At 34.0% G+C, this 24,361-nt stretch carries 16 protein-coding genes; 7 read left to right on the forward strand and 9 right to left on the reverse strand.

What is annotated here, in order from left to right; translation table 11 throughout:
• Nucleotides 1-434 precede the first annotated feature (434 nt).
• The 5 genes from V7P73_RS12975 to pgl all read left to right on the forward strand — a co-directional run bounded on the left by V7P73_RS12975 (nt 435) and on the right by pgl (nt 11,615).
• The gene (locus V7P73_RS12975; RefSeq protein WP_333854315.1) at nt 435-5,462 is read left to right on the forward strand and encodes a translocation/assembly module TamB domain-containing protein; all 5,028 of its coding nucleotides are present in this window, start codon (nt 435-437) and stop codon (nt 5,460-5,462) included.
• Nucleotides 5,463-5,464: 2 nt separating this feature from the next.
• Complete coding sequence (tamL, locus tag V7P73_RS12980) at nt 5,465-7,831, forward strand: translocation and assembly module lipoprotein TamL (RefSeq protein ID WP_333854390.1); 2,367 nt, start codon at nt 5,465-5,467, stop codon at nt 7,829-7,831.
• 142 nt (nt 7,832-7,973) lie between these two features.
• Entirely contained in the window at nt 7,974-9,392 is a 1,419-nt protein-coding gene (gene gndA / locus V7P73_RS12985) for an NADP-dependent phosphogluconate dehydrogenase (RefSeq protein WP_333854316.1), read from the forward strand.
• Between the two features lie 14 nt (nt 9,393-9,406).
• Entirely contained in the window at nt 9,407-10,888 is a 1,482-nt protein-coding gene (gene zwf / locus V7P73_RS12990; RefSeq protein ID WP_333854317.1) for a glucose-6-phosphate dehydrogenase, read from the forward strand.
• Nucleotides 10,889-10,904: 16 nt separating this feature from the next.
• The gene (gene pgl, locus V7P73_RS12995; RefSeq protein ID WP_333854318.1) at nt 10,905-11,615 is read left to right on the forward strand and encodes a 6-phosphogluconolactonase; all 711 of its coding nucleotides are present in this window, start codon (nt 10,905-10,907) and stop codon (nt 11,613-11,615) included.
• A gap of 69 nt (nt 11,616-11,684) precedes the next feature.
• Here pgl and V7P73_RS13000 read toward each other — a convergent pair whose 3' ends face one another.
• A complete protein-coding gene (locus V7P73_RS13000) occupies nt 11,685-13,292 on the reverse strand; it encodes a S8/S53 family peptidase (RefSeq protein WP_333854319.1) in 1,608 nt (535 codons plus the stop codon).
• Nucleotides 13,293-13,435: 143 nt separating this feature from the next.
• Between V7P73_RS13000 and V7P73_RS13005 the strand changes: the two genes are divergently transcribed.
• Both V7P73_RS13005 and galE read left to right on the forward strand, forming a co-directional pair.
• Nucleotides 13,436-14,560 carry a DegT/DnrJ/EryC1/StrS family aminotransferase gene (locus tag V7P73_RS13005; protein ID WP_333854320.1) on the forward strand — a complete coding sequence of 375 codons (1,125 nt, stop codon included), beginning with the start codon at nt 13,436-13,438 and terminating at the stop codon, nt 14,558-14,560.
• Nucleotides 14,561-15,031: 471 nt separating this feature from the next.
• Nucleotides 15,032-16,051 (forward strand): UDP-glucose 4-epimerase GalE, encoded by a 1,020-nt coding sequence (gene galE / locus V7P73_RS13010; RefSeq protein ID WP_333854321.1) that lies wholly within the window; start codon nt 15,032-15,034, stop codon nt 16,049-16,051.
• 33 nt (nt 16,052-16,084) lie between these two features.
• Here the strand turns inward: galE and V7P73_RS13015 are convergent, their stop codons facing one another.
• From V7P73_RS13015 to V7P73_RS13050, 8 genes are all read right to left on the reverse strand, one after another.
• Entirely contained in the window at nt 16,085-16,741 is a 657-nt protein-coding gene (locus tag V7P73_RS13015; RefSeq protein ID WP_333854322.1) for an NAD(P)H-binding protein, read from the reverse strand.
• 40 nt (nt 16,742-16,781) lie between these two features.
• On the reverse strand, nt 16,782-17,291 hold the full coding sequence (gene idi / locus V7P73_RS13020) for an isopentenyl-diphosphate Delta-isomerase (RefSeq protein WP_312422422.1): 510 nt from the start codon (nt 17,289-17,291) through the stop codon (nt 16,782-16,784).
• Nucleotides 17,292-17,469: 178 nt separating this feature from the next.
• Nucleotides 17,470-17,883 (reverse strand): hypothetical protein, encoded by a 414-nt coding sequence (locus tag V7P73_RS13025; protein ID WP_333854323.1) that lies wholly within the window; start codon nt 17,881-17,883, stop codon nt 17,470-17,472.
• 64 nt (nt 17,884-17,947) lie between these two features.
• On the reverse strand, nt 17,948-18,721 hold the full coding sequence (rsmA, locus tag V7P73_RS13030) for a 16S rRNA (adenine(1518)-N(6)/adenine(1519)-N(6))-dimethyltransferase RsmA (RefSeq protein WP_333854324.1): 774 nt from the start codon (nt 18,719-18,721) through the stop codon (nt 17,948-17,950).
• A gap of 69 nt (nt 18,722-18,790) precedes the next feature.
• A complete protein-coding gene (locus V7P73_RS13035; protein WP_333854325.1) occupies nt 18,791-19,414 on the reverse strand; it encodes a hypothetical protein in 624 nt (207 codons plus the stop codon).
• A 26-nt stretch (nt 19,415-19,440) separates the two neighbouring features.
• Entirely contained in the window at nt 19,441-20,568 is a 1,128-nt protein-coding gene (locus tag V7P73_RS13040; RefSeq protein ID WP_333854326.1) for a lactonase family protein, read from the reverse strand.
• A gap of 64 nt (nt 20,569-20,632) precedes the next feature.
• Nucleotides 20,633-22,939 carry a DUF5686 family protein gene (locus V7P73_RS13045; protein WP_333854327.1) on the reverse strand — a complete coding sequence of 769 codons (2,307 nt, stop codon included), beginning with the start codon at nt 22,937-22,939 and terminating at the stop codon, nt 20,633-20,635.
• 64 nt (nt 22,940-23,003) lie between these two features.
• Complete coding sequence (locus V7P73_RS13050; protein ID WP_333854328.1) at nt 23,004-24,077, reverse strand: lactonase family protein; 1,074 nt, start codon at nt 24,075-24,077, stop codon at nt 23,004-23,006.
• Nucleotides 24,078-24,361: the final 284 nt, after the last annotated feature.

The raw sequence follows: 24,361 nt of genomic DNA on the forward strand, positions 1-24,361 counted from the left end.
TATGTCACAAGAACAATCTTTTTGTTTCTTAATTCCTAAATGCACAACAGGTATCAATAGATATTTTTCGTAATTTATCGATGATATTCTGAGCTTTTACAACTTGCAAATGGTGGAACCAGTGGCGGCATTACACCGGCTAATCACCCAAGAAACATCAGTAATGGAGCTTTAGGCTATTTTTCTGCACATGCAGTGAGAACAAGAAGTACTGATATAACACAGCAATTGGATTTAATTATTTTTGGTGAAAATCATTTATGATTATCTAATTATTATTTTTTTGTTTGATTTTAATATTAAATTAAAACTCGATTTGTGTTGATTGTCAGTGGTTAAGGTTTTGTTTTTAAACTGTTATTATTAAGGATTTCAATGTGAACCTAATTAATAGTATAATATTTGCTATCTTATGTCTGTAAAACTATTATGGTTTGAAAAAACTCAACAAAAGAAAAATTCTTAAACGCATTCTCGTAACCATTATTTCCATATTGGTTTTTTTTATTGTACTTATTTTTAGTTTAAGGCTCCCATTTTTTCAGAATATGATAAAGGATAGATTGGTTATTTATCTGGAAAAAAAAATCAAGACTAAAGTTGCTTTACAAAAAGTTTACATAGGTTTTCCAAATAGTTTGGTTATGGAAAATCTGTATTTGCAAGGTCAGGATGTAGATACACTTTTGGCAGCGAAGAAGTTAGATGTAGGACTCGATATGTGGCAGTTGATTAAGTCTAAAGCTGATCTAACTTCGGTAGATTTGGAAGGTGTTCGTGCGAACGTAGTCCGAAATCCGCAAGGAAAATTCAACTTCGACTATATTTTGGATGCTTTTGCAACTTCGGAAAAAGAAGAAAGTCCTTCAAAACCTTTTATTATTTCTCTCGATAAAATCAAATTAAAAGATATTGGATTATCTTTCAAAGATCAGCAATCTAAAAATGACATCAATCTTTACTTCAAATCTTTTGATACAAGAGTTAAAACTTTTGATCTTCAAAATAATTCCTATGTTGTTAATGATATCAATCTCGATGGTTTAAAATTAAAATTAAAACAGGATTTAATTGAAGAAGTTTCTAAAAATGTTGAGAAAAAAGTTGATTCATTGAATCAGCAAAAACCTATGAAATTAGGTTTGAACGGAATCAAACTGACCAATTTCAATATCGATTATGGTGATGACAATACCAAAACGTTTGCTAAAGTTTTATTTAAAGAATTAAGTACAAAAGTTAACAGCATCGATCTTGACAATAATAATTATGACGTTGGTAATATTTATTTAACTGGCGCTAATATCAATGCTAATTTATTTCTCCCAGCTTCAAACGCCAATTCTCAAAAAGAAAAAAAACCTGAAGTTTCAAAAAGTTCTGACAAGGAAAAAGCAATGAAAGTCCTTCTTGGAAAACTGATTCTGGATGATGTAAAAGTCGCATATAACAATACAGCTGTTACGCTAACCAAAAGCGGAATGGATTTTAATCATCTTAATTTTGGAAAGCTCAACCTTGATGTCCGCGATTTCAAAATGGAAAACAACGGCTTTGCAGGAACTGTAAAATCTGCGGAAATTCAGGAAGCGAGAGGGTTAGATGTTCAGAAATTCAATACGGATTTTGTTTACGCTGAGAAAGAAGCTTATCTGAAAAATCTGTATCTGCAAACATCAAAAACCGTTTTGCGAGACGAAGTAATTTTGAATTACAATTCGATTGAGCAATTGTCCGCTAATCCTGGTGCAGTTAAAATTTCTGCGAATATTGAAAATTCCAAAATCGGTTTTTCTGATATTTTGAATCTTGTTCCAACACTTAGAAATACAGCACCATTCAACAAATATCCCAATGCTATTCTCAATGTCAATGCCAATGTCAAAGGTCTTGTCAATGATTTATTGATTAATGATTTGAAAGTTTCCGGTTTGGATCAATTGCGTGTGGCAGCTTCCGGAAGAATCAAAAATGCAATGAATCCTGATAATCTTTATTACGATCTGAAAATTGGAGAACTGGCTTCATCTGGAAAAACGATTTTCAATCTGGTGCCGAAAGGAACAATTCCGTCCAACATTTCTTTGCCATCGCATTTCAGCATCAAAGGTTTTGCAAAAGGCACAACAAAAGTTGTCAATACGAATCTGACTTTATATTCGACTTTAGGAAATGCCGGAATTATCGCCAATGTCGATATGCGCAGAAAAAATCGTGAACTGTACGATGTAAAAGCTAATCTTCAGAATTTACAGATTGGGAAGATTATTCAGAATAAAGATTTAGGTCCCATCACAGCTCAGATTGTTGCCAAAGGCGAAAGCTTCGATTTCAAAAATGCCAATGCGGATTTGAGAGGGAATGTCCAATCTGCGGTTTACAAAGGTTATCGCTATCAAAATATGAATTTGGTTGGCAAAATTAACCGTGGCGCTTACATCATCAATTTAGTTTCAAAAGATCCAAATGCCAATCTTCATCTCACGGCTTCGGGTATTTATGAAGATAAGAACCCAACGATCAAGATCAATGGAAATATCAACAAATTAGACTTAAACAAACTAGGATTCTACAGTTCGCCAATGATTATAGCAGGCGGAATTGACGGCGATTTCAAAAGTCTTGACCCAGATAATTTGAATGGTTATCTTAATCTTCAGGATTTTGCGATTTCTGACACCAAAGAGATTTATCCGATTCAGGAAATTAAACTGAACGCTGTTTCAACTGCAGATTCAACAAAAATAAAATTCAATTCTCAGATTGCCGATGTTGAACTGAATGGGAAATATAAATTAACCCAAATTTTCGGTGCGTTGTCTCAGACCATCAATCAATATTATCAATTCCAGAAACCTGGCAAGGTTGAAAAAGTAGATGCTGGACAATATTTTACACTGGATGCTACCATCAAAAATGATGACTTAATCAGAAAATTTGTTCCGGATTTGAAAAGTTTTGAAACTATTAATATTACTGGGAATTACAATGCAGATTCTCAATTAATAGAATTGGATGCAAAAATTCCACAAGTGGTTTATGGCGCTAATACTTTGGAAAATACGAATTTGAAGGTGACCAATCAGAATCAGGCATTGCAGTATAATCTGGATGTTGCTGCTCTTAAAAGTGAAAGTTTTGCTCTGAACAAAGTGAATATCAACGGTGATGTTGCAGATAATATAATCAATTATAATATCACTACAAAAGACGAAAAAGATGCGACACAATTCCTGATTGCCGGAAACGCCAAATCAATGAATGACATTACAGAAATCTCCCTGAATCCAAATGGTTTGAAACTGAATTATATGGATTGGACGGTTGCTAATGATAATAAAATCAAAATCAGCAGTGAAGGTATTTTTGCGGATAATTTTAGATTATCTAATGCCGGAAGCGAGATTCTGCTACAATCTGAAAATGATTCTCCAAACAGTCCGCTGGATGTTTCTCTGAAGGATTTTAAAATAGAAACCATTACAGAAATCATCAAAAAAGATTCGCTTTTAGCAAAAGGAACGATTAACGGAAAAGCACAATTGCGGGATTTGACAAAGGATATGACTTTCACTTCAGATATTAATGTTTCTGACTTATTTGTTTTTGGAAGTCCGGTTGGAAATCTTGATATCAAGGTCAATAACCAATCTGCTAATGTTCTGAATGCTGATATTGTACTTTCCGGTAATGAAAATGATGTGAAAATCTTAGGAAATTACAATACATCTTCCAGTACTTTTGATTTGAATTTGGCAATGAAGCAGCTTCAGATGAAAACACTCCAAGGTTTTACAATGAATGCGATTACCAATACGGAAGGTTATTTGTCTGGCGATCTTAAAATTACGGGAACGACTACTGAACCGAGAATTCTTGGTGATGTAAAAATGAATAATGTCGGATTGATGATTGCTAAAACCGGAAGTGATTTCAGAAAAATTGATGATAAAATCTCATTCACGAACAGAGGAATTGAGTTTGATAATTTTAAAATTAATGACAAAGACGGAAATTCTTTGAAAATTGATGGTCAGGTTTTGACGCAGACTTACCGAGATTTTGCATTTAATCTTAATGTTAATGCTAAAGATTTCAAAGTGGTGAATTCTGAAAAATCAAACGATGCGATGATGTACGGGATTTTATCGATTGATGCAGCTTTGAAAGTACGAGGAAACTTAGACTTACCGAAAGTGGATGGAAGATTGGCGGTTTCTGATGATACAGATTTCACTTTTGTTTTGCCTCAGTCCAGTCCGGCTTTGCAGGATAGAGATGGGATTGTAGAATTCATCGATCAGGATCAGATTGCTTTAAATAAAACCATTGTCGCAGATTCTTTGAAAACTGAAAACAAAATCAAAGGGATGGATGTAAGCGTGAATATCGAAGTCAGCAAAGAAGCGAAAATGTCTGCTATCATTGATAAGGCGAATGGCGATTTTGTAAAACTTCAAGGCGATGCAGAATTGACAGGAGGAATTGATCCTTCCGGAAAAGTCACTTTAGTCGGTGTTTATCAGGTAGAAAAAGGAAGTTATGATATGACGGTTAGTTTGCTGAAACGACAATTCGAAATTCAAAAAGGAAGTACAATTACTTGGATTGGCGAGCCAACCGCCGCAACGCTTGATATAACAGCCGTTTATAAAACCGAAACAGCGCCATTAGACTTGGTTCAGCAACAAATCAGCGGAGAAAGTGCTACGAATCTCAATCAGTATAAACAAAGAATGGAGTTCAATACTTTGCTGAAAATGAAAGGTGAATTGCTGAAACCTGTAATTTCTTTTGATATCACAACTGCTGAGAAAAATAACGCAGTTTCATCCACTGTGAAAGATGTTGTGGACCAGAAACTGGCTCAATTACGAACAGATGAAAACGAAATGAACAAACAGGTTTTTGCATTGCTTTTACTGAATAGATTCATCGGAGAAAATCCATTTGAAAATAGTGCCGGGCTTTCTACGGAAGCGATGGCGAGACAAAGTGTGAGCAAAATCCTTTCTCAACAACTGAATAATCTGGCTTCAGATTTGGTAAAAGGTGTTGATTTGAATTTGGATTTGGAATCTTCCGAAGATTATTCTACAGGAAACAAAAATACCAGAACAGATCTGAATGTCGACATCAGCAAAAAATTACTGAACGACCGATTGAAAGTCTCTGTAGGAAGTAACTTCGGATTGGAAGGTGAAGCTAGACAAAATGAAAACACCACCAACATTGCTGGTGATGTGACGATAGATTACAGCCTTTCCAAAGATGGCAGATATATGCTGAGAGCTTATCGTAAAAATGAATATCAAGTCGCATTACAAGGTCAAATTGTAGAAACGGGATTAGGTTTTATCATTACTTTGGATTATGATAAATTCCGTGAGATTTTTCAGAGCGCCAAAAAAGAAAAGAGAAGAAGAGAAAAAAATAATAACCAAGGTGTAGAATTTAAATAATGATGATTAAGAATACGATTCAATTCAAATCTATAATTGCTGTTTCAACATTGGCAATATTTTCTTCCTGCAGCAATACCAAATTTCTGAAAGAAGGTCAATTGCTCTACACCGGCGCAGAAGTGAAAGTGGAAGGTGACAGCATTTCTAAAAAAGAAAAAAAAGCGTTGAAGTCTGAATTAGAAGATAATCTGACTCCGAAACCTAACTCTAGCTTTCTGGGTTTAAGACCAAAATTATACGCTTATAATATTGCCAAAGAACCGAAAAAAGACAAAGGATTCAATTATTGGCTGAAATATAAATTCGGAGAAAAACCTGTTCTTTTGGGCGATGTTGATAGGGAATTCAACAAAGATATTATTGTCAATTATTCTGAGAACAAAGGCTATTTCAACGCTCAGGCAAAATATGATACTGTTTCGAAGAATAAAAAAGCGCAGGTTATTTATACTATAAAACCAGGAAATCAATATCTGATAAGTCAGGTCAAATTTCAGGAAGATTCAACTTTAATTAATAAAGAAATTCAGAATTTGAAAGATAAATCGCTTTTGAAAGTTGGAGATCCGTTTGATCTTGCTGTTATCAAGTCTGAGAGAGAAAGAATTGACAATGGTTTGAAGGAAAAAGGTTTCTATTATTTCAGTCCGGATAATTTGATTATTCAGGCAGATAGTACTGTTGCAAAAAATCATAAAGTTGAACTGAATGTCAAACTGAAAGATCAAACACCGGATTTGGCAAAAGAACAATTCACGATTGATAATGTCATTGTTTTTCCGAATTATAATATCCGTGATGTGAAGAAAGGAAAATATCAAATCCCGATGGATAAAGATTCTTTGTCCAAATATGCTTATGGCGATATATATGTCATCGATCCAGAGCATAAATTCAAACCAAAGATTTTCGACCGTGCTTTATACTTTAAAAAAGGTGATATTTACAACAGAGCTGATCATAATCTGACTTTAAACCGATTAATCAGTTTAGGTGTTTTTAAATTTGTTAAAAATGATTTTATCGTTTCCGATTCTTTGAATCATAAATTTGATACTTATTATTCCTTAACGCCGAGACAGATTCAGTCTTTAAGATTAGAAACTTTGGGAAGAACAAATTCTGCCAATTATGGTGGAGGCGAAGTCAATCTGAACTGGACACACCGAAATTTTTTCCGAGGCGCAGAACAGTTTAAAGCTTCGGTTTATGGAGCATTTGATGTCCAAATGGGTGGCGCAAAAGATGCCAATAATATTATTAGAGTTGGAGCCAAAACCCAACTTTCGATTCCGAGAATTGTAGCGCCTTTCCGTTTCAATTCCTCCAGCGCGTTTGTACCTAGAACCAATATCGCATTAGGTTACGAATATCAAAGCCGAACGGAGCTGTACACTTTGCACAATTTCAATGCGTCTTTTGGTTATGTATGGAAAGAAAATATTCGAAAAGAACACGATTTGAAGGTCATTGATATCACAATGGTTGAGCCTCAAACTATTACAGATAAGTATAGAGAACAAATTGACGGTAATCCTGATAAAGGGATTCCACCGAATCCAACTTTGGGAAGAGTCGTGGAAAAACAATTGATTTTTGGACCAACTTATACCTATACTTATACGAATACAACTTCGCCCCAAGCTAATACCATCTACTACCGTGGAATGTTGGACTTGGCAGGGAATTTAACCGGACTTTTAACAGGAGCAAATGCAAAAAAAGGCGATCAGAAAGATATTTTTGGTGTGCCTTTTAGCCAATATGCGAAGATGGAACACGATTTCAGGTTTTATCACAAATTCAATGAGAAAACGTCTTTTGCATCCAGAGTTATTGCGGGAATTGCTTATCCTTATGGGAATTCAGAATTCGTCCCTTATTCCAGACAGTTTTTTGTTGGTGGAAGTAACAGTGTCAGAGCTTTCCGTGCAAGAACGCTTGGTCCGGGAAGTTATGATCCGAGAACACAAAAAACCAGTTTCTTTTTTGACCAAGCCGGTGACGTAAAATTAGAATTGAATGCAGAATACCGTGCCAATCTTTTTAAATTCTTGAATGTAGCTGCTTTTGTGGATGCTGGAAATATTTGGTTAATCAATGATGAAATTAATACTGAAGGTCAAATTACGAGACCTGGAGGGAAATTCTCAAAAAACTTCCTGAATGAATTAGCGGTTGGAGCTGGAGTTGGTTTAAGATTAGATTTTTCTATTTTGATCCTGAGATTGGATTTGGCAATGCCTTTGAGAGTTCCTTATTATGAAAAAGGCGATCGTTGGGTTTTGGACAGAGTCAAATTTGGAGACAGTTCTTGGAGAAAAGATAATCTGATTCTGAATATTGCGATTGGTTATCCTTTCTAAATAAAATTTTTAAACAAAATAAATTCAATAATAGATATTGGATATTTAAAAGAATGGGATTTTCCATTCTTTTATTATTTTAAGTCGTGTGCAAATGCGTAAATTTATCCTTTGTAAAATTTAAATCAATCTAAATTTAAAAATGGAAAAATATAATTACGGGATGATCGGTCTCGGAGTAATGGGGAGAAATCTTCTTTATAATATTGCTGAAAATGGTTTTTCTATCGCAGGATTTGACCTAGATGAAGAAAAAGTAAAACATCTACAAGAGGGCGCAACTTCGGGAATGAATGTCAAAGGAACAATTTCTTTGGAGGAATTTGTAACTGCTTTGGAAACACCAAGAAAAATTATTTTAATGGTTCCTGCGGGAAAACCTGTAGATATGGTTTTAGGAAATATTACGCCACTTCTAAGCAAAGGCGATATAGTTATAGATGCAGGTAATTCTTATTTCGAAGATACTAATAGAAGAATTTCAGATCTTGCTGCTAAAGATTTGCACTTTGTAGGAATGGGAGTTTCTGGTGGTGAACAAGGTGCGAGAAAAGGGCCGAGTATTATGCCTGGTGGAGATTTGGACGCGTTCAAACTTCTTAAGCCGATGTTGGAATCTATTGCAGCAAAAGTTGATGGAGAGCCTTGTACCGCTTATATGGGCAAAGGTTCTGCCGGAAACTACGTGAAAATGGTTCACAACGGAATCGAATATGCGATTATGCAACTCATCAGTGAAGCTTATGACCTTCTAAGAAAAGGCGCAAATCTTAATAATGAACAACTTTACGAAGTATTCAAAACTTGGAATGATGGCGAGATGAACTCTTTCCTAATTGAAATCACAAGAGATATTTTCCAGCAAAAAGATGATTTGACTGATGCTTATTTGGTTGATAAAATCTTAGACAAAGCAGGTGCAAAAGGAACTGGTAAATGGACTTCCGAACAAGCAATGGAAATCGGGGTTTCTATTCCCACAATTGATATTGCAGTAACTTCCAGAATCTTGTCTGCTTACAAGGATGAGCGAGTTTTGGCTTCAAAATTATATTCTGAAAAAGAAATTACAAGTCCAGAAAATGTGCAGTCTTTCATCCAAGAAGTTGGTGATGCTTTGTATTTAGCAACATTAATTAGTTATGCGCAAGGTTTGGCACTATTGGTAAAAGCTTCTGAAGAATACAACTTTGAAATTCCATTGAAAGATGTTGTTAAAATCTGGAGAGGCGGTTGTATCATTCGTTCTGTGCTTTTAGAGAAATTCTACACAGCATATTCTACCGACCCAAATTTATCTAATGTTTTATTGAATCAAGAGATTTCCGAAATCGTAAAATCGAAAATTCAATCACTGAGAAAAACGGCAAGTTTCGCTGTCACAAACGGAATTTCCAGTTTAGGACTTCAAACTGCTTTAGGTTATTTCGATGCTTATACTACAGAATCTCTTCCTGTGAATTTGTTGCAGGCTCAACGTGATTATTTTGGAGCGCACACTTATCAACGTGTCGATAGAGAAGGTACTTTTCACACATCTTGGAATTCTTCCAATCAATAAATTCAGGAAAAAAAATGAGTGAAAATAAAATCCTGCAACCAACTACAATTATTATTTTTGGTGCAACTGGAGATTTAGCCAAAAGAAAATTATTTCCTGCATTTTACAACTTATATATCGATGGCAGAATGCCTGAGCGTTTTAACATCATCGCTTTAGGGAGAGCAGAAAATACGGATGAAAAATTCAGAGATTACGTCAAAGGAAATCTGAATGAGTTTTCCCGAAAAGATGTAACTTCTACAGATTGGGAAGGTTTTGAGTCGCATTTGACTTACTTTCAGCATCAGTTAGACGAACAGCAATCTTATGAAGATCTTAGTCAGAAATTACAAAATTTCGATATAGATTACGGAATTAGAGCCAACAGATTATTTTATCTTTCGATTGCTCCCAATTTTATCGAGACGATTTCCAATCACATCAAAAATACCTTTTTAGCTTCCGATCCGAGCAAAGACCGAATTATCATCGAGAAACCTTTCGGGCATAACAAAGCTTCTGCAATAGAACTTAACACGCTTTTGTCTCAGACTTTTCAAGAAGAACAAATCTATCGTATCGATCATTATTTGGGCAAAGAAACAGTTCAGAATATCTTAGCATTCAGATTTGGAAATTCAATTTTCGAGCCTTTGTGGAATCAAAAATATATAGAATCAATTCAAATTACCGTTGCAGAAGAAGTTGGCGTTGAAACCCGAGGCGCTTTCTACGAACAAACTGGAGCGCTGAAAGATATGGTTCAAAATCATTTGCTCCAAATTCTTTGTATGGTTGCGATGGAACCGCCAGCTTCTTTGGAATCTGGAGAAATCCGAGACAGAAAAGTAGATGTTCTGAAATCCATTCGTCGAATTACACCTGATAAAGTTTCGCATTACGCTGTCCGGGGTCAATATGGGCAGGGAATGATTAATGGAAAAGAATCAAAAGGCTATCGTCAAGAAAATGGAATTGCTGAAGATTCTAACACAGAAACGTTTGTCGCGATGAAGTTTTATATGGATAATGAAAGATGGCAAAATGTACCTTTCTACGTTCGTACGGGAAAAAAAATGGAAAAGAAACATTCTTATATTACCATACAGTTCCGACCGTTGCCAACTTCTACGTTCTCTAATAGTCCGTTTGAATTGTCGGCAAACAGATTGATTATCAATATTCAACCTTCTATGGATATCAGACTTCAGTTTATGAGCAAGAAGCCAGGACTTTCTTTGGATTTGCAACCTGTAGAAATGGTCTTCAATGATTTTGCTTGTCAGGAACATAGTCCAGAAGCTTATGAAACGCTTTTGTTGGAAGCACTTCTAGGAGATTTAACGTTGTTTATGCGTTCTGACCAAGTCGAGGAAGCTTGGGATGTTGTCAAAACTATTCAGGAATATTGGGAAAATAATAAGGAGCTTTCTTTCCCAAATTATCAAGCAGGAAGTTGGGGACCAGAAGGCAGCGATGCTTTGGTAGAAAGACAAGGTCACAAATGGATTTAAATTTTAATAACTGAAAATGAATATTACAGTATTTAATAATCTGGAAAAATTATATCAAAAATCAGCAGAAACCTTTGTAGAATTGGCAGAAAAATCAATTCAAAAGCACGACAAATTTGTTGTTGCGTTAAGCGGTGGTTCTTCTCCAAAAGCCATTTTTCAATTATTAGCAACCAAAGAATATGCTGAAAAAGTAGAGTGGAGCAAAGTTTATTTCTTTTGGGTGGATGAACGTTGGGTGTCTTTGGATAATGATAAGAGCAATGCTAAAATGACTTTTGAAACATTGTTGAATCATGTTCCTGTCCATCAGAATCATATTTTTCCGATGTACAAAGATGGGGTAGAACCAGAAGAATTTGCAAAAGAATATGAAACACAAATCAGAAATGTCTTAGGTAATGACGGCGTTTTTGATTTTATTCTTTTGGGAATGGGAGATGATGGTCACACAGCTTCTCTTTTTCCAGGCGAAGAAATCTTGAACGAAAAAGAAAAGTGGGTTGATGCTTATTATCTGAAACCTCAGGAAATGTACAGAATCACTTTGACGGCGCCAATCATCAACAATGCAGAAAATATTTTGGTCGTAGCATTTGGCGAATCCAAAAAACATGCTTTGAACGAAGTTTTGAATGGCGCATATAATCCACAATTATATCCGCTCCAACTTATCAATAAAAAAGATACATTTCAGTTTTTTACGGATGAAAAAGCGATGAGTTAATTACAAGATTTTAATATAAAAAAGGTCAGTAGAAATTCTATTGACCTTTGATTTTTGTTGAGAATAAGATTATTCTTTGATAAATTTTTCAACAATATTTCCAGAATCAGTTTTCATTTTTAGAAGATAATTTCCTTTTGATAATTGAGAAATATTAATTTTTTTAGAAAAATCAGTTATGATTAATCGTCCCAAGGTGTCATATATTTCGACAGATTTTACAACTTTGTCAGAAGTGATATTGATAAAGTCTTTCGCTGGATTTGGAAAAATTTTAATATGAGTTTTAGTCATATTATTTAAGCCTAAAGTCTGATAAGTTTTATAAAAATTCAGAATTCCATAACCCATTTGGTCAGAAGGGTTTGGATATAGGGAAGCATTTTGTCTTAGTTTAGTTTTTATTTCTTCTCTAGAAATATTTTTTGGTAAAGACTGCAACAGACAAGCAACACCACCAGCCGCAACTGGATTGGATAAAGAAGTTCCGGAAGCCTGGGTTACCTGATTACCAAAAACCGTATAAGTATCAGTTCCTCTAGCGCTTCCATCAGGTTTTATGATACCTACAGCATTAGGCCCGTACGATGAAAAGTTGGAGACTAATCCTTGATTCGTAACTGCGCCAATAGTAAAAACTTTTTCATTATCTGCGGGAGTTCCCAAAAATTTCCAGGAGTTATTTCCGCTATTTCCAGCAGAAACAGTTAAAAAAATTCCTTTTTCAGCAGCGATTTGTGCGCCTCTTGCAATGAAAGACGTTGTTCCGTTCATATCAGCATTTGTATAATCATATCTGCTGTCATCAAATTCTGTATAGCCTAAAGAAGTAGAAATTACATCTACACCTTGTCTGTCCGCTTCTTCCGCAGCTTCTATCCAATAGAGTTCTTCCTCTGGTATTTCATTGACATCATCTTCTGTAGCATAAAGATAGAAATCTGCATCAGGTGCTGCTCCAACAAATTGATTGTTTAAGTAGCCGCCAATTGTTCCCATACAGATTGTTCCGTGAGTATTTAAGGATGTATTATAGATATCAGTACTCTTCTCGATAAAATTATAGCCACCCTTGATCTGTCCGTTATCTCGTAATCTTTTGAAGGCATTTCCTGTGTCTACAGTTGGAAAACCAGTGTCTATGATTGCAATGGCAATTCCAGATCCTGTAAAACCCACAACATGAAGTTCACGCACATTGATTTGATTAATCTGATAAATACCACTTCCATAATTGAAAGTTGTCAAACCGTCTTTTTTAAAATTATTTGAATCAAATTCTGTGAATTTTTCAATTTTTTGTTTTCTGATTCCGCCGTTTGGATTTTTTACAAAACTTTCAACGTGATCTACATAAGACTGTTGAGATAAAGTTTCAATTTGAGCGGAAGTAGCATTCACAGCAACACCGTTCAACCATTTCGAGTAATCTGTAACACTAAATCCAAGATTTTTAATATTCTGAATATAAGTTGGTTCTAGCGGAGCATCTTGATCCGTTAAAGCTATTCCCAGATTAGTACGCCTATCGAGAGATTTCTGAGTCAATTCTGATAACGGGTTCGAATAAAAAGAAGCTTTATTGGGTTTATCTTTGAAGAAAACGAAGACCAATTCGGTTTGCGCAGTTGCAACTAAGGAAAAGCTAACCGATAAAATTGTAAAGATTTTTCTCACGTTTAGGGTAATTAGATTTTTTAAACTGATAAATAAATGTAAATTTACAGAATAAATTTTTTGCATTTGGAATCACGTTCAAGAATTATTAAAACTAATATTGATAATGATTTTCAGATGCTTTTAATAATAAATATTTGATTATGAAGAAAATCCAAATGGTCGATTTACAAAGCCAATATTATAAAATAAAAAGTGAGGTAGATAATGCGGTTTTAAATGTGATGGATTCCGCCGCTTTTATAAATGGTCCGGAAGTCAAATCCTTCCAATCAGATTTGGAAACTTATTTGGATGTAAAACACGTGATTCCTTGTGCCAATGGAACAGATGCACTTCAGATTGCATTGATGGCTTTGGATTTGAAAGAAGGTGATGAAGTGATTACGGCAGATTTTACCTTTGCTGCAACCGTGGAAGTGATTCATTTATTGAAACTTAAATCAGTTTTGGTGGATGTAGATTATGATACATTTACAATTGATACAGAAGCAATTAAAAAAGCAATTACACCAAAAACAAAAGCCATTATTCCCGTTCATCTTTTTGGGCAATGCGGTAATATGGAGGAAATTCTAAAAATCGCTAAAGAACATAATTTGTATGTTGTTGAAGATAATGCACAGGCTATTGGTTCTGAATTCATCTTTTCTGATGGAACTGAAAAAAAAGCTGGAACAATCGGAACAATTGGAACAACTTCATTTTTCCCTTCTAAAAACTTAGGTTGCTACGGAGACGGAGGTGCAATTTTTACTAATGATGACGAATTGGCTCACAGACTAAGAGGAATTGTAAATCACGGGATGTACGAACGTTATTATCACGATGAAGTCGGTGTAAACTCCAGATTAGACAGTATTCAGGCTGCGATTTTGAGAAAGAAATTGCCCAACCTTGATTCTTATAATGAAGCGCGTAGAAAAGCTGCTGATTATTATGACGATGCTTTTGCAGGGCACGACAATATTTTAACGCCAAAAAGAGCCGAAAATTCTACACATGTTTTTCATCAATATACTTTGAGAATTACCAACGGAAAACGTAATGAATTGCAACAATATCTAACTGAGAAAGAAATTCCGGCGATGATTTATTATCCAGTGGCGCTTAGAAAGCAAAAAGCTTATTTCCAAGAGAGTGATCCTACAGATTTTGTGAATACAGATAAATTACTTGACCAAGTGATTTCTCTTCCTATGCACACCGAATTGGATGAAGAGCAATTGAAATATATTACAGATTCTGTTTTAGAGTTTTTTAAATAATGGAAATTGCAAAGAAAATATATAAGTATAAAATTGTTTATTATACAATTCTTGTATTTTCTTTTTTAGTAGTAATTTTTTACGGATTTGGTTTAATTAGAAATATAAACAGTTTCTCTACATATTCTTTTTTAAATTGGATATTCTTAACTCAAACAATTTTTAATTTAATAATATTTGTTACTTCAGTTATATGCTTATTTTCAAAATATAAAAAAAGTATTCTCATTAACAATATTGGATATATATCACTACTTATTGTTATTATTCAGAATATATATATGTTTTTATTTACAAGATATAGAGTTTCGAATTCTATAATATCCGCTTTCATAATTCTAAGTATTGTTTTAATAGTAATGTTTTTAAATAATTATTTTAAAGTAAATAAAAAATATACTGAGATAGACGAAGTAGGAAAATAATAATAAAAATTCATCATACAGCAACCATCATTTATCAACCATAATAATGTCCATACTTGTAACAGGCGGTCTCGGCTACATCGGTTCACACACTGTTGTAGAACTTATCAATCATAATTTCGATGTCATCATAGTAGATGACTTATCAAATTCAGAAAAATTCATTCTTGATAATATTGAGGAAATCACAGGAAAACGTCCGATTTTTTATCCTTTCGATTTGAGAAGAAAAGAATTATTGCAACAAGTTTTCGAAGCTCACGATATCGAAGGTTGTATCAATTTTGCAGCTTCAAAAGCAGTGGGAGAGAGTATGACTGAGCCTTTGAAATATTATGAGAATAATTTGTTTTCATTAATTAATGTTCTTCAGGAATTTAAAGAAAGAAATATCTCCAACTTCATTTTCAGTTCATCTTGTACAGTTTATGGTCAAGCAGATCAAATGCCTATCGACGAAAATACACCTTTGAAAGAGGCTGAATCGTCCTACGGAAAAACTAAACAAATGGGTGAAGATATCCTGAAAGATTTCTCAAGAGCTTATCAAAAACGTGTTTCGCTATTAAGATATTTTAATCCAATTGGTGCGCATCCAACAGCTTTGCTGGGAGAATTACCAGCAGGAATTCCAAATAATCTTGTTCCTTATGTTACGCAGACTGCAGCAGGAATCAGAGAAAAATTGAGCATTTGGGGTGACGATTATCCAACTGAAGATGGAACAGCAATCCGAGATTATATTTATGTTGTAGATTTGGCGAAAGCACACGTTGCAGCTTTACAAAAACTAATGCATTCTAGTGAAGAAACAGTTTTGGATATTTATAATTTAGGGACAGGAAAAGGGTCTTCAGTTTTAGAAGTTGTTAAAGCCTTTGAATTAGCAAATGATGTTGCCGTTCCTTACCAGATTTGTCCTAGAAGAGAAGGCGATATAACCGTGGCTTATGCTAATGCAGATAAAGCTGAAAAAGAACTCAATTGGAAATCAGAAACTACTTTGGAAGAAGCGCTAAAAACCACTTGGGAATGGCAAAAATATTTGAAAGACAGAAATAAATAAAACATAAATTCAATCAACTCTGATTGGATTTTTTTATAGCGTTTTCTTCTCAGCAAAACTAAAAATACTGTGAAGTTTGACTTCTGAAAAACTATTAGATTTTATCTTTGAAGCAACAATCATCGCTTTGGCTAGTACAGAAGTTGGCAGAGGTTGTTGACTTTTGAAAAGCCCCAGTTTATTAAGGAATTTAATTGCTTTCAAACCTATGATTTCAGCATTTCTGTCAGAGTTTTTTCTTTCCAGCATTCCAGGCTTGAAGATAGTAGTTTTCTCGAATTTCAGATTTTTCACAGCTTCTTCCAATTCGCCTTTTATTCTGGAGTAGAAAATTTTAGAATCAGGATTCGCGCCGTAAGCAGAAACTAAAATATAATCTTCTACCTTGTTTTCTTTCGCTGCTTTTGCAAAATTGAATTGATAATTGTAATCAATTATTTTTTGGTTTTCTTTACTTCCTGCAGATTTCAGAGTTGTTCCGAGACAAGAAAAAGCCACATCGCCTTTCACAAGATGTTTCCATTCTTCTGGATGGTCAAAATCTACAAGATGCGCTTTGACTTTTTCATGATGAAAATCAGAACGACGTCTCACAAAAATATCAATCTCGTCAAAATCAGAATCCTGACAAAGTTGATTCACAAGGTCGCTTCCTGTAGCACCAGTTGCACCAATTACCAAAGCTTTCATAAGCGTAAGATTTGATAATAAAGTTAAGAAATATTTATGATTAATTCAGTTGGTTACGGTATTCAGCCCAAATGATTTTGAACCATTCCGTAAAGTTATCCGGATTTTCAGCAATTTCCTGTTGCAAATCTGCGATAGAAACATATCGGATTTCCGAAACTTCATCAGGATTCAAATCAAATTCGCCATCAAAGTTTCCTGTAAAAACATAATCCAACTCGTGTTCCCAAAGCCCTTCTCCAACATCTGCTTTGTAAATGAAATGGAATTTTTCCGTCAACTCACAATCGATTCCCAATTCCTCCTTGATACGTCTTTTTGCCGCATCCAGATAAGATTCCTCGATTCTTGGGTGTGAACAACAAGCATTGGTCCATTGGTTGGGCGAATGGTATTTTTCTTCGGCGCGTTTTTGCAAAAGCATTTCTCCCTTTTCATTGAACAGAAAAACCGAAAAAGCACGATGCAAAAGTCCATTTTCGTGCGCCTGCATTTTTTCCATTTGTCCCAAAACTTCATCCTGAGGATTGACCAATACCACTTTTTCCATAACACAAAAATAAGGATTTTAAAACAAATTTTAACGAGCTATTTGACTACGTCGAGTAGTTAGTTTTTATTTTTAATTTGGAGCTGTTTCCCGCTTTCCGTTGCAATCTTTTTCTGAAAGAAAAGAAAAAGGATTTCCACTGCAATCGGGGCTAGGGGATTTGTTAGTAGTAGAAATTTTAAGATTTTTTATAAAGATAAATTCTTTTCTTTTCCCATTTTTTTCTATCAGAATAATACTTGCCAAATTTTACAAGTTTTCCATTATCAATTCTATAACTATAAAACCTGTTGCCCTTAATTAGATATTTAAGATGATATGCAACTCCAGATTCATTCTTTAAATTATAATTGTGGTAATTTCCATTCAAAATCTCCGATATATTGAGACTATCAGATTTACTTTCAATCTCATCTTTATTTTTATTGAATTTTAAGTAAATATTTTTATCCTTTATTCTATATTTTCCGGTTAAATCTGTATTAACTAAATCGCCTGCAAAATTGTATTCAAAAGTCGAATCCTTTTTAAGTTTAATCGTAGTTACAAAAAATCCTAAATCAGCAAAATTAGATTTGTAAATTCCGCTCACATCTTTTTTTGATGCACACGAAGCTGTCATTAAAATTAATAAAATAAATACGAATGTCTTCAAATCAGTTTAATTTATTCTTCCATTCATTAGCAAAAGCAATAAAATCAGCAACAGACAATTCTTCTGCTCTGATGTCAAGGAAAGGATGCGATTTCATATTTTCAGGAATGCCGAGAACTTTCAGCGCGTTGCTCATTTTTTTTCGTCTTTGTCCAAAACCAGCTTTCACGATTTGTTTGAAAAGAACTTCATTTCCAGCCAATCCAGGTTTTAGATTTCGGGTCATTCGGATGACGCCGGATTTTACTTTTGGAGGCGGATTGAAGACGTTTTCGTGAACAGTAAAAAGATAGTCCACATCATAATAAGCCTGAACCAGAACGGACAAAATACCGTAATCTTTTGTTCTTGGTTTTGCAGCGGTTCTTTCAGCAACTTCTTTCTGGAACATTCCGCTCATTTCCGGAATCAAAGTGTAATTATCAATAATCTTAAAAAGAATCTGAGACGAAATATTATAAGGGAAATTGCCAATCACGGCTAATTCTTCACCAAAAACCTCCGGAATATTAATTTTCAAAAAGTCACCAACAAAATGTTGTTCTTCAAGTTTTGGATAATGTTTTTTGAGATAAACGATAGATTCTTGGTCGATTTCTGCAACATAGATTTCTGACTCTTTTTCAAGAAGAAATTTTGTAAGAACGCCCATTCCCGGACCAACTTCCAAAACTTTTTTGTAGCCTTCAAAAGACAACGAATCTACAATGTTGCGTGCTATATTCTGGTCTGTAAGAAAATGCTGACCAAGATGTTTTTTTGCTCTAACGTCCAATTCCGATTTTTTGCAAAGATAAGGTAATTTATAAGGATTTTGAAAAAGCTAAATTTAAAGCTTGAAGAATTAGAAAAATTCAAAAATATAATCCCTGTTATCTCTTTTTAAACTTAGTTGGTATCTATTGTTTGTGGTAATTACTTCGTTAATTCTATCAATTCCTAATTTTCTGATTAAACCAGTATTCTCAAATATAAATTCTTCAATGATTTTTCTGCTTTGAGTTTTTCTGGCAAAACTGTAAAATATTTCACCTAGGAAATATAATGGAACTTTGATAAAGCTTCTCAGAGAAAGCCAACCGAATGTTGCAGAAATAATATAATTTTTTCTTCTCAATTTTTTACCACAACTTTCACATAAAATAAGTTTTGCTTCACTCGGATTATGTGTTAAGGAACAATGATGAATGAAAAAACCTCTTACATCATTTTTTAGAGTTTTACAATCTGAGCATATGGAATTTTTAATTTTTGATTTTAAAACTTCCAATTCTGTCCCTTTGAAAAAATTTCTTTCCATACTGACCCAATCGAGTAAATCTTTACCAAGATTCCTTTTAGTAAGCTCATCGATAAGAATTGGAACGGCTATTTCAGTAAGTTTTTTTGATTCATAGGTTGCTAAAACAACAATTTCGTCATCATTAAAACCTGAATAAATTTTTAGTAATTCTTTTTGTGTAAGCATTTAATTAGATAAATATAAAATCAAATTTAATACATCTTCGTCTTCACACAAGTCACATTCTTAATTTTAACAGGTTTTCCGACTTTCTTCAACATTCCGGTTTCTAAGTTTCTTTTGAAAATGGTTACATCTTGCGAAATAACATTTGTCACAATAATGAATTTTCCTGTTTCATCAATCGCAAAAGTTCTTGGATGTTTTCCACCCGTTTTTTGGTAACCGACAGATTCTAATTTTCCATCATTTAAGACTTTGAAAATTGCAATATTATTCTCTTTTCCTCTGTTAGTCGCATACAAAAATTTTCCATCTGGCGAGATATGCACATCAGAACTTTCAAAACCATCTTTGATTTTGTCAGGATGCGTCGCAATTCTTTGGATTTCTTTCAGTTTGTTTTCAGAAAAATCATAAACCGAAATCATCCCTGCCAATTCTTCTATAGAATAAGCCAATTTCCCGTCTTTGCTGAAAGTGATATGTCTTGGTCCGCTTCCTGGTTTTGTATTGATGAAAATACTTTGGCTGTCAACCAAAGGTTGTTTTTTGGTTGAATAAAATGGATATTGTAATATTTTGTCTGCTCCCAAATCTGCAAAAAGTACAGTTTTAAAATCTGGTGAAAAAACGGCAGAATGTGTGTGCGCTTTTTCTTGCCTTTTCGTGTTTACACCGCTTCCTTCTGTAAACTCAAAATGCTGAACAATTGAATCGATTTTCCCATTTTCAAGGAGTGGAAAAACTGAAATCGTAGCTTGATTGTAAGTTGTATTAATGAGCCATTTTCCACTTTTATCGACATTAACATAAACTGGATTTTCGCCACCCGTTTTTTGTTGATTTAGAAAAGTCAATGATTTTTTTTCGGCATCGAAGGCAAAAGAACTTACTGTTCCGTAATTTGGCGTTTTGGCGTCAGAAGAAGCGTAAATATATTTTCCGTCAGACGAAACCGTGATATAGCCTGGATTGATTACGTCTGAAGATGAAGCAACTTTAGTCAATTTTCCAGTCTCGTTATCTAGTTCGTAAACATACACAGCTTCAGAACCTTTGTCCCAATTGTAAGAACCAAAAAATACAAATTGTTTTTGTGAATATAGACTTGTAAAAATTAAAAAGCTTAAGAGTAGAACAATTTTTTGGATTTTCATTGATGATTATTTGTTTTGGAAAATAGACTTCATTACAAAAAAAGTTCTGCTTGTAACAAATTTTCTAAAAATTCATCTGGAAACCAAACTGAATACCGAATTTTCTTACATCAGTATTCGCAGTTGTTTTGTGATTTAAGTAATTTCCTCTCCAGTTAAAATCAACTCTCAATAATCTGAAATTCCCCCAACCGATATTCTCGATTCCAAAACCATACTCGTAATAAGGTTTATCAGGAGCGCTAAGATTCATATTCCCAGCATTCATAGTGATGGATTCTTGTCTCAAACTTCCAACTCCAGAACGGAAAAACGCAACTTCTCTTAGTTTAAGTTTTTTAATCAAAGGAATTTGAGATAAAATTTTCCCATTGAAGTGATGTTCCAGAAACAAAACAGCATAAGAATCTGCCACAAATTCATAGTAATTCATCAAAGAGAAAACGCCACGCACTAATCCGTAAGACTGGTTGGCAGGCATCACATTTTGCAAAGCGAGTGGAAGTGCATCAAAGTTTTTACCTGCTTCAACATTAGCAAATAATCTTCCCCAATTTCCTAAAATAACTGGTTGGTAATAATAGAATTGTAATTTGTTATAATTAAAATCAGAATTAAAAACACCACCAACACCTTTTGTGTATTTCAAAATCAAAGTTGGGTTATTTGCCAAAGCAGTCATTTCATAACGGTCAACGCCATAAGTTGAAAATTTGATTCCAGGTCTTGCGATAATTGTTGCTGTAAATCTCGTATCATTCAAGTCTGTTCGCAAAACACCGTTTCTGTAATAGTTGATATTGAATAAGTTAGAATCTGCAGATTGGATGCTTTGTTGAGTCGCATCAAAACGCAGTTGGATGTTTTTCCAAGGTTCGATACTCGTATAGATATTACTCTGTTTTACAGAACTCATAGAAGTCGTTTCGCCACTGTTAAGAACAGAAGAAGAAGCAAATGAGCGTGTCATAATACCTTCGTCAGTAGTCAATTGAACGCCTAACTGTAAAACATCTTTTCTGAAACCGGCACCAATCTGAAAACGATCGGTTTTATTGAACATATATTTTGCTTCGCCTCCAAATTTCCATTTTTGATCTCTGAAACCGTAAGCGGTGTAAGCCTGGATTCGCCACATATCATTCTTTCCGCGATAGGTTCTGAAACCGGCTCTCAGCCTAGTTCCTTCAATATCATTATAACCAAAAGACTGAAAAATATTCCCGAAATCAATACCACTTTTCCCAAGTGGAATGTAACCTGAATTTCCGATTTCTATGATTTTGACGACTTTTTTGTACTTCGGATTATGTTCTAATTCGTCGTACATTTTGTAGATATTCTGTTGGCTGGTTGTGAGCGCTTCTGTTCTGTTGGTTTGCCAATATTCTTCGTCTTTAGCAACCATTTCGTCTTCGGGAACAACAATTTTGTTGAGGAATTCATCCGTGAGCCCTTTGTCAAATTGATAATCAGAATAATTAGCAACTCTTTTCGCGAGGACATATTTTGCTTTTTCCTTATCATTGAGAACCAATTGTAATGTCGTTTCATTTCTAATTGGAATAAAAGTAGAATCATCAGGATTGTCGAATTCCAAATCTGTAGCAATGTTTTTCACGAAATTGATATTGATTTTTTTATTCGTTTCCATCTCCACTTTCATCACATTATACTTGTCCATAGAAATGTAAAGACGCCCTTTCAGAGCCAAAGCGTCAGGGTTTTTGGGAGTGAATCTAATCTCGTAAGAACGAACGGTATTAACCTCAATGGTATCTGTAATGTTATAATCAAAAATACCGAAACCATCGGTCGAAACTGGACTTACAAAGCCAATATTCAGATAATTAATCGTATTATCATAAATATTAATATCCTGATACATATTCTGTATCGTTTTGGAAACAATTTGATTATTCTTCAATCCAGAAAGTCTTGTCGCAACCAAATCTTTGCGTTCTTTTTTTGGATTATTTTTACCATATACATTGAAGATACTTTCTGTAATGAAGATTGGAAGAACCGCTTTTCCGGCAATTTCAGAAGAATCATTATATTTGAAAATGATAGAATCCATGCCACGAAATGCCTTTTTCTTGGTAAATGCACTATCAATATTGTCTAAACGAAAATCGATTTTCTCGTAAGTTTTGTATTGATAATCTTTGTGGAGCAGAAGTCCGTTGGATTTTTTCTTTTTCCAGACCTGTTGCATAATAGCGTAAGCTGGATTTTCTTTTTTGTTCTTATATTTTTTTACGCCTTTGATAACGACGTCTTCAATTTGGTTTTCTTTTTCGTTTTGTGAGAAAAGTAAACCATTTATTAAAATCAGAAAAAAAGTGAGGATAAATTTTTTATCAAGCATCGATTTCATCAAGCATTAATCTATTAGAACTGTGTTTTGTTTAAAATATTGTTTAGTTGTAAAATTATTTACCTTTTTCATAAAAAATAATATTCACGGGGCTGCAAACAGGAATCGATTTTCCAGTAGCTTTCAATAAGCCAGACTTCAAATCTCGGTCAAAAATATTGATTCTATTCGTATCTTGGTTAGCAATCAAAACCAATTTATTATTGGGGCTGATGGCAAAATTTCTAGGATTTCTACCAGTTGTTTTGAGTTGTTGAATTCTTTTTACTTTACCATTCTTCAAAATTTCAAAAGTCGTGATATCATCCGCATCATCACGATTGGTTACATACAAGAATTTTTCGTTTTCTGATAAATGAATATCTGCTGCTCTGAAATTAAATCTCACTTTCCTTGATAATAATGTTTCTTCCTGAACTAATTCAATTTTACCTTCATAGAAACTTAAAACAGATAAATCACCACTCAACTCCTGAACAAGATAAATCAGATTCCCACTTTTGTTAAAAGCAATATGTCTTGGGCCAGAACCTTTTTTTGCGTCAAATTCACTAATTTTTTCCAAGACTTTTTCGCCGGTTTTGTTGTATTTGAAAACATAAATTTTATCCAAACCTAAATCAGTTGCCAAAAGATATTTTCCATCCTGACAAAACTGAACCTGATGAATGTGTGATTTTTCCTGTCTTTTTGGATTCACCCCTACACCTTCGAATTTGATATTCTGAAAAACATCCGATAATTTTCCATCAGCATAACGTTTGAAAACATTAATGTTGCCACCGGAATAATTGGCAACAATAACATTTTGGTCATCAGAAATCAAGAAACAAGGATCTTCGCCTTGCGTTTTACGTTCGTCTTTTTTGATAAGCGTTCCATTCGGTTCATCGATAGAAAAAGAAGTAATTGTGCTTTTGTTACCATTTTCGTTGACAGAAAAAAGAAATTTTTTGTCTGGACTAAGGCTTACAAAACTTGGATTAATGATATTTTCTGTGTGATATTTGAGATTATATTTATAAGTATTTTCATCAAAATCAAAAATATGGATACCGCCGCTGTTGCACTTATCACTGTTGGTGTAAGTTCCGACGATAATCGTATTCTGCGCAGATAAATTAGTCATAAATATTGTTGAGAAAATAAAACTATTCCAGATCTTCATTCTATTAAGGACTGTATTTTTAGATAAAATTTAAAATTTCGCCCGAATTTATTATAATAAAAATTAAGCCAAAGGACTTTTATGAATAATTAACTTTATTTCCCTGTAAAAGAGATACGTTTTTTGTTATAACACAAAGTCGCGAAAGTTTAAAGTTATTTTGTTATTTAAAGACTTCGACTCCGTTCAGCCTGACAAACCTTAAATATTATAGCATTTTTATTAGTGTCACACTGAGAGCGGAG

Source organism: Epilithonimonas sp., assembly GCF_036780765.1.
Lineage (GTDB): Bacteria > Bacteroidota > Bacteroidia > Flavobacteriales > Weeksellaceae > Epilithonimonas.

Coding starts and splice junctions, on each gene's coding strand:
- pgl (WP_333854318.1), top strand. CDS start 10,905: ATGAATATTACAGTATTTAATAATCTGGAAAAATTATATCAAAAATCA.
- zwf (WP_333854317.1), top strand. CDS start 9,407: ATGAGTGAAAATAAAATCCTGCAACCAACTACAATTATTATTTTTGGT.
- V7P73_RS13040 (WP_333854326.1), bottom strand. CDS start 20,568: ATGAAAATCCAAAAAATTGTTCTACTCTTAAGCTTTTTAATTTTTACA.
- galE (WP_333854321.1), top strand. CDS start 15,032: ATGTCCATACTTGTAACAGGCGGTCTCGGCTACATCGGTTCACACACT.
- idi (WP_312422422.1), bottom strand. CDS start 17,291: ATGGAAAAAGTGGTATTGGTCAATCCTCAGGATGAAGTTTTGGGACAA.
- V7P73_RS13050 (WP_333854328.1), bottom strand. CDS start 24,077: ATGACTAATTTATCTGCGCAGAATACGATTATCGTCGGAACTTACACC.
- V7P73_RS13015 (WP_333854322.1), bottom strand. CDS start 16,741: ATGAAAGCTTTGGTAATTGGTGCAACTGGTGCTACAGGAAGCGACCTT.
- V7P73_RS13005 (WP_333854320.1), top strand. CDS start 13,436: ATGAAGAAAATCCAAATGGTCGATTTACAAAGCCAATATTATAAAATA.
- gndA (WP_333854316.1), top strand. CDS start 7,974: ATGGAAAAATATAATTACGGGATGATCGGTCTCGGAGTAATGGGGAGA.
- V7P73_RS13035 (WP_333854325.1), bottom strand. CDS start 19,414: ATGCTTACACAAAAAGAATTACTAAAAATTTATTCAGGTTTTAATGAT.
- V7P73_RS13045 (WP_333854327.1), bottom strand. CDS start 22,939: ATGCTTGATAAAAAATTTATCCTCACTTTTTTTCTGATTTTAATAAAT.
- tamL (WP_333854390.1), top strand. CDS start 5,465: ATGATTAAGAATACGATTCAATTCAAATCTATAATTGCTGTTTCAACA.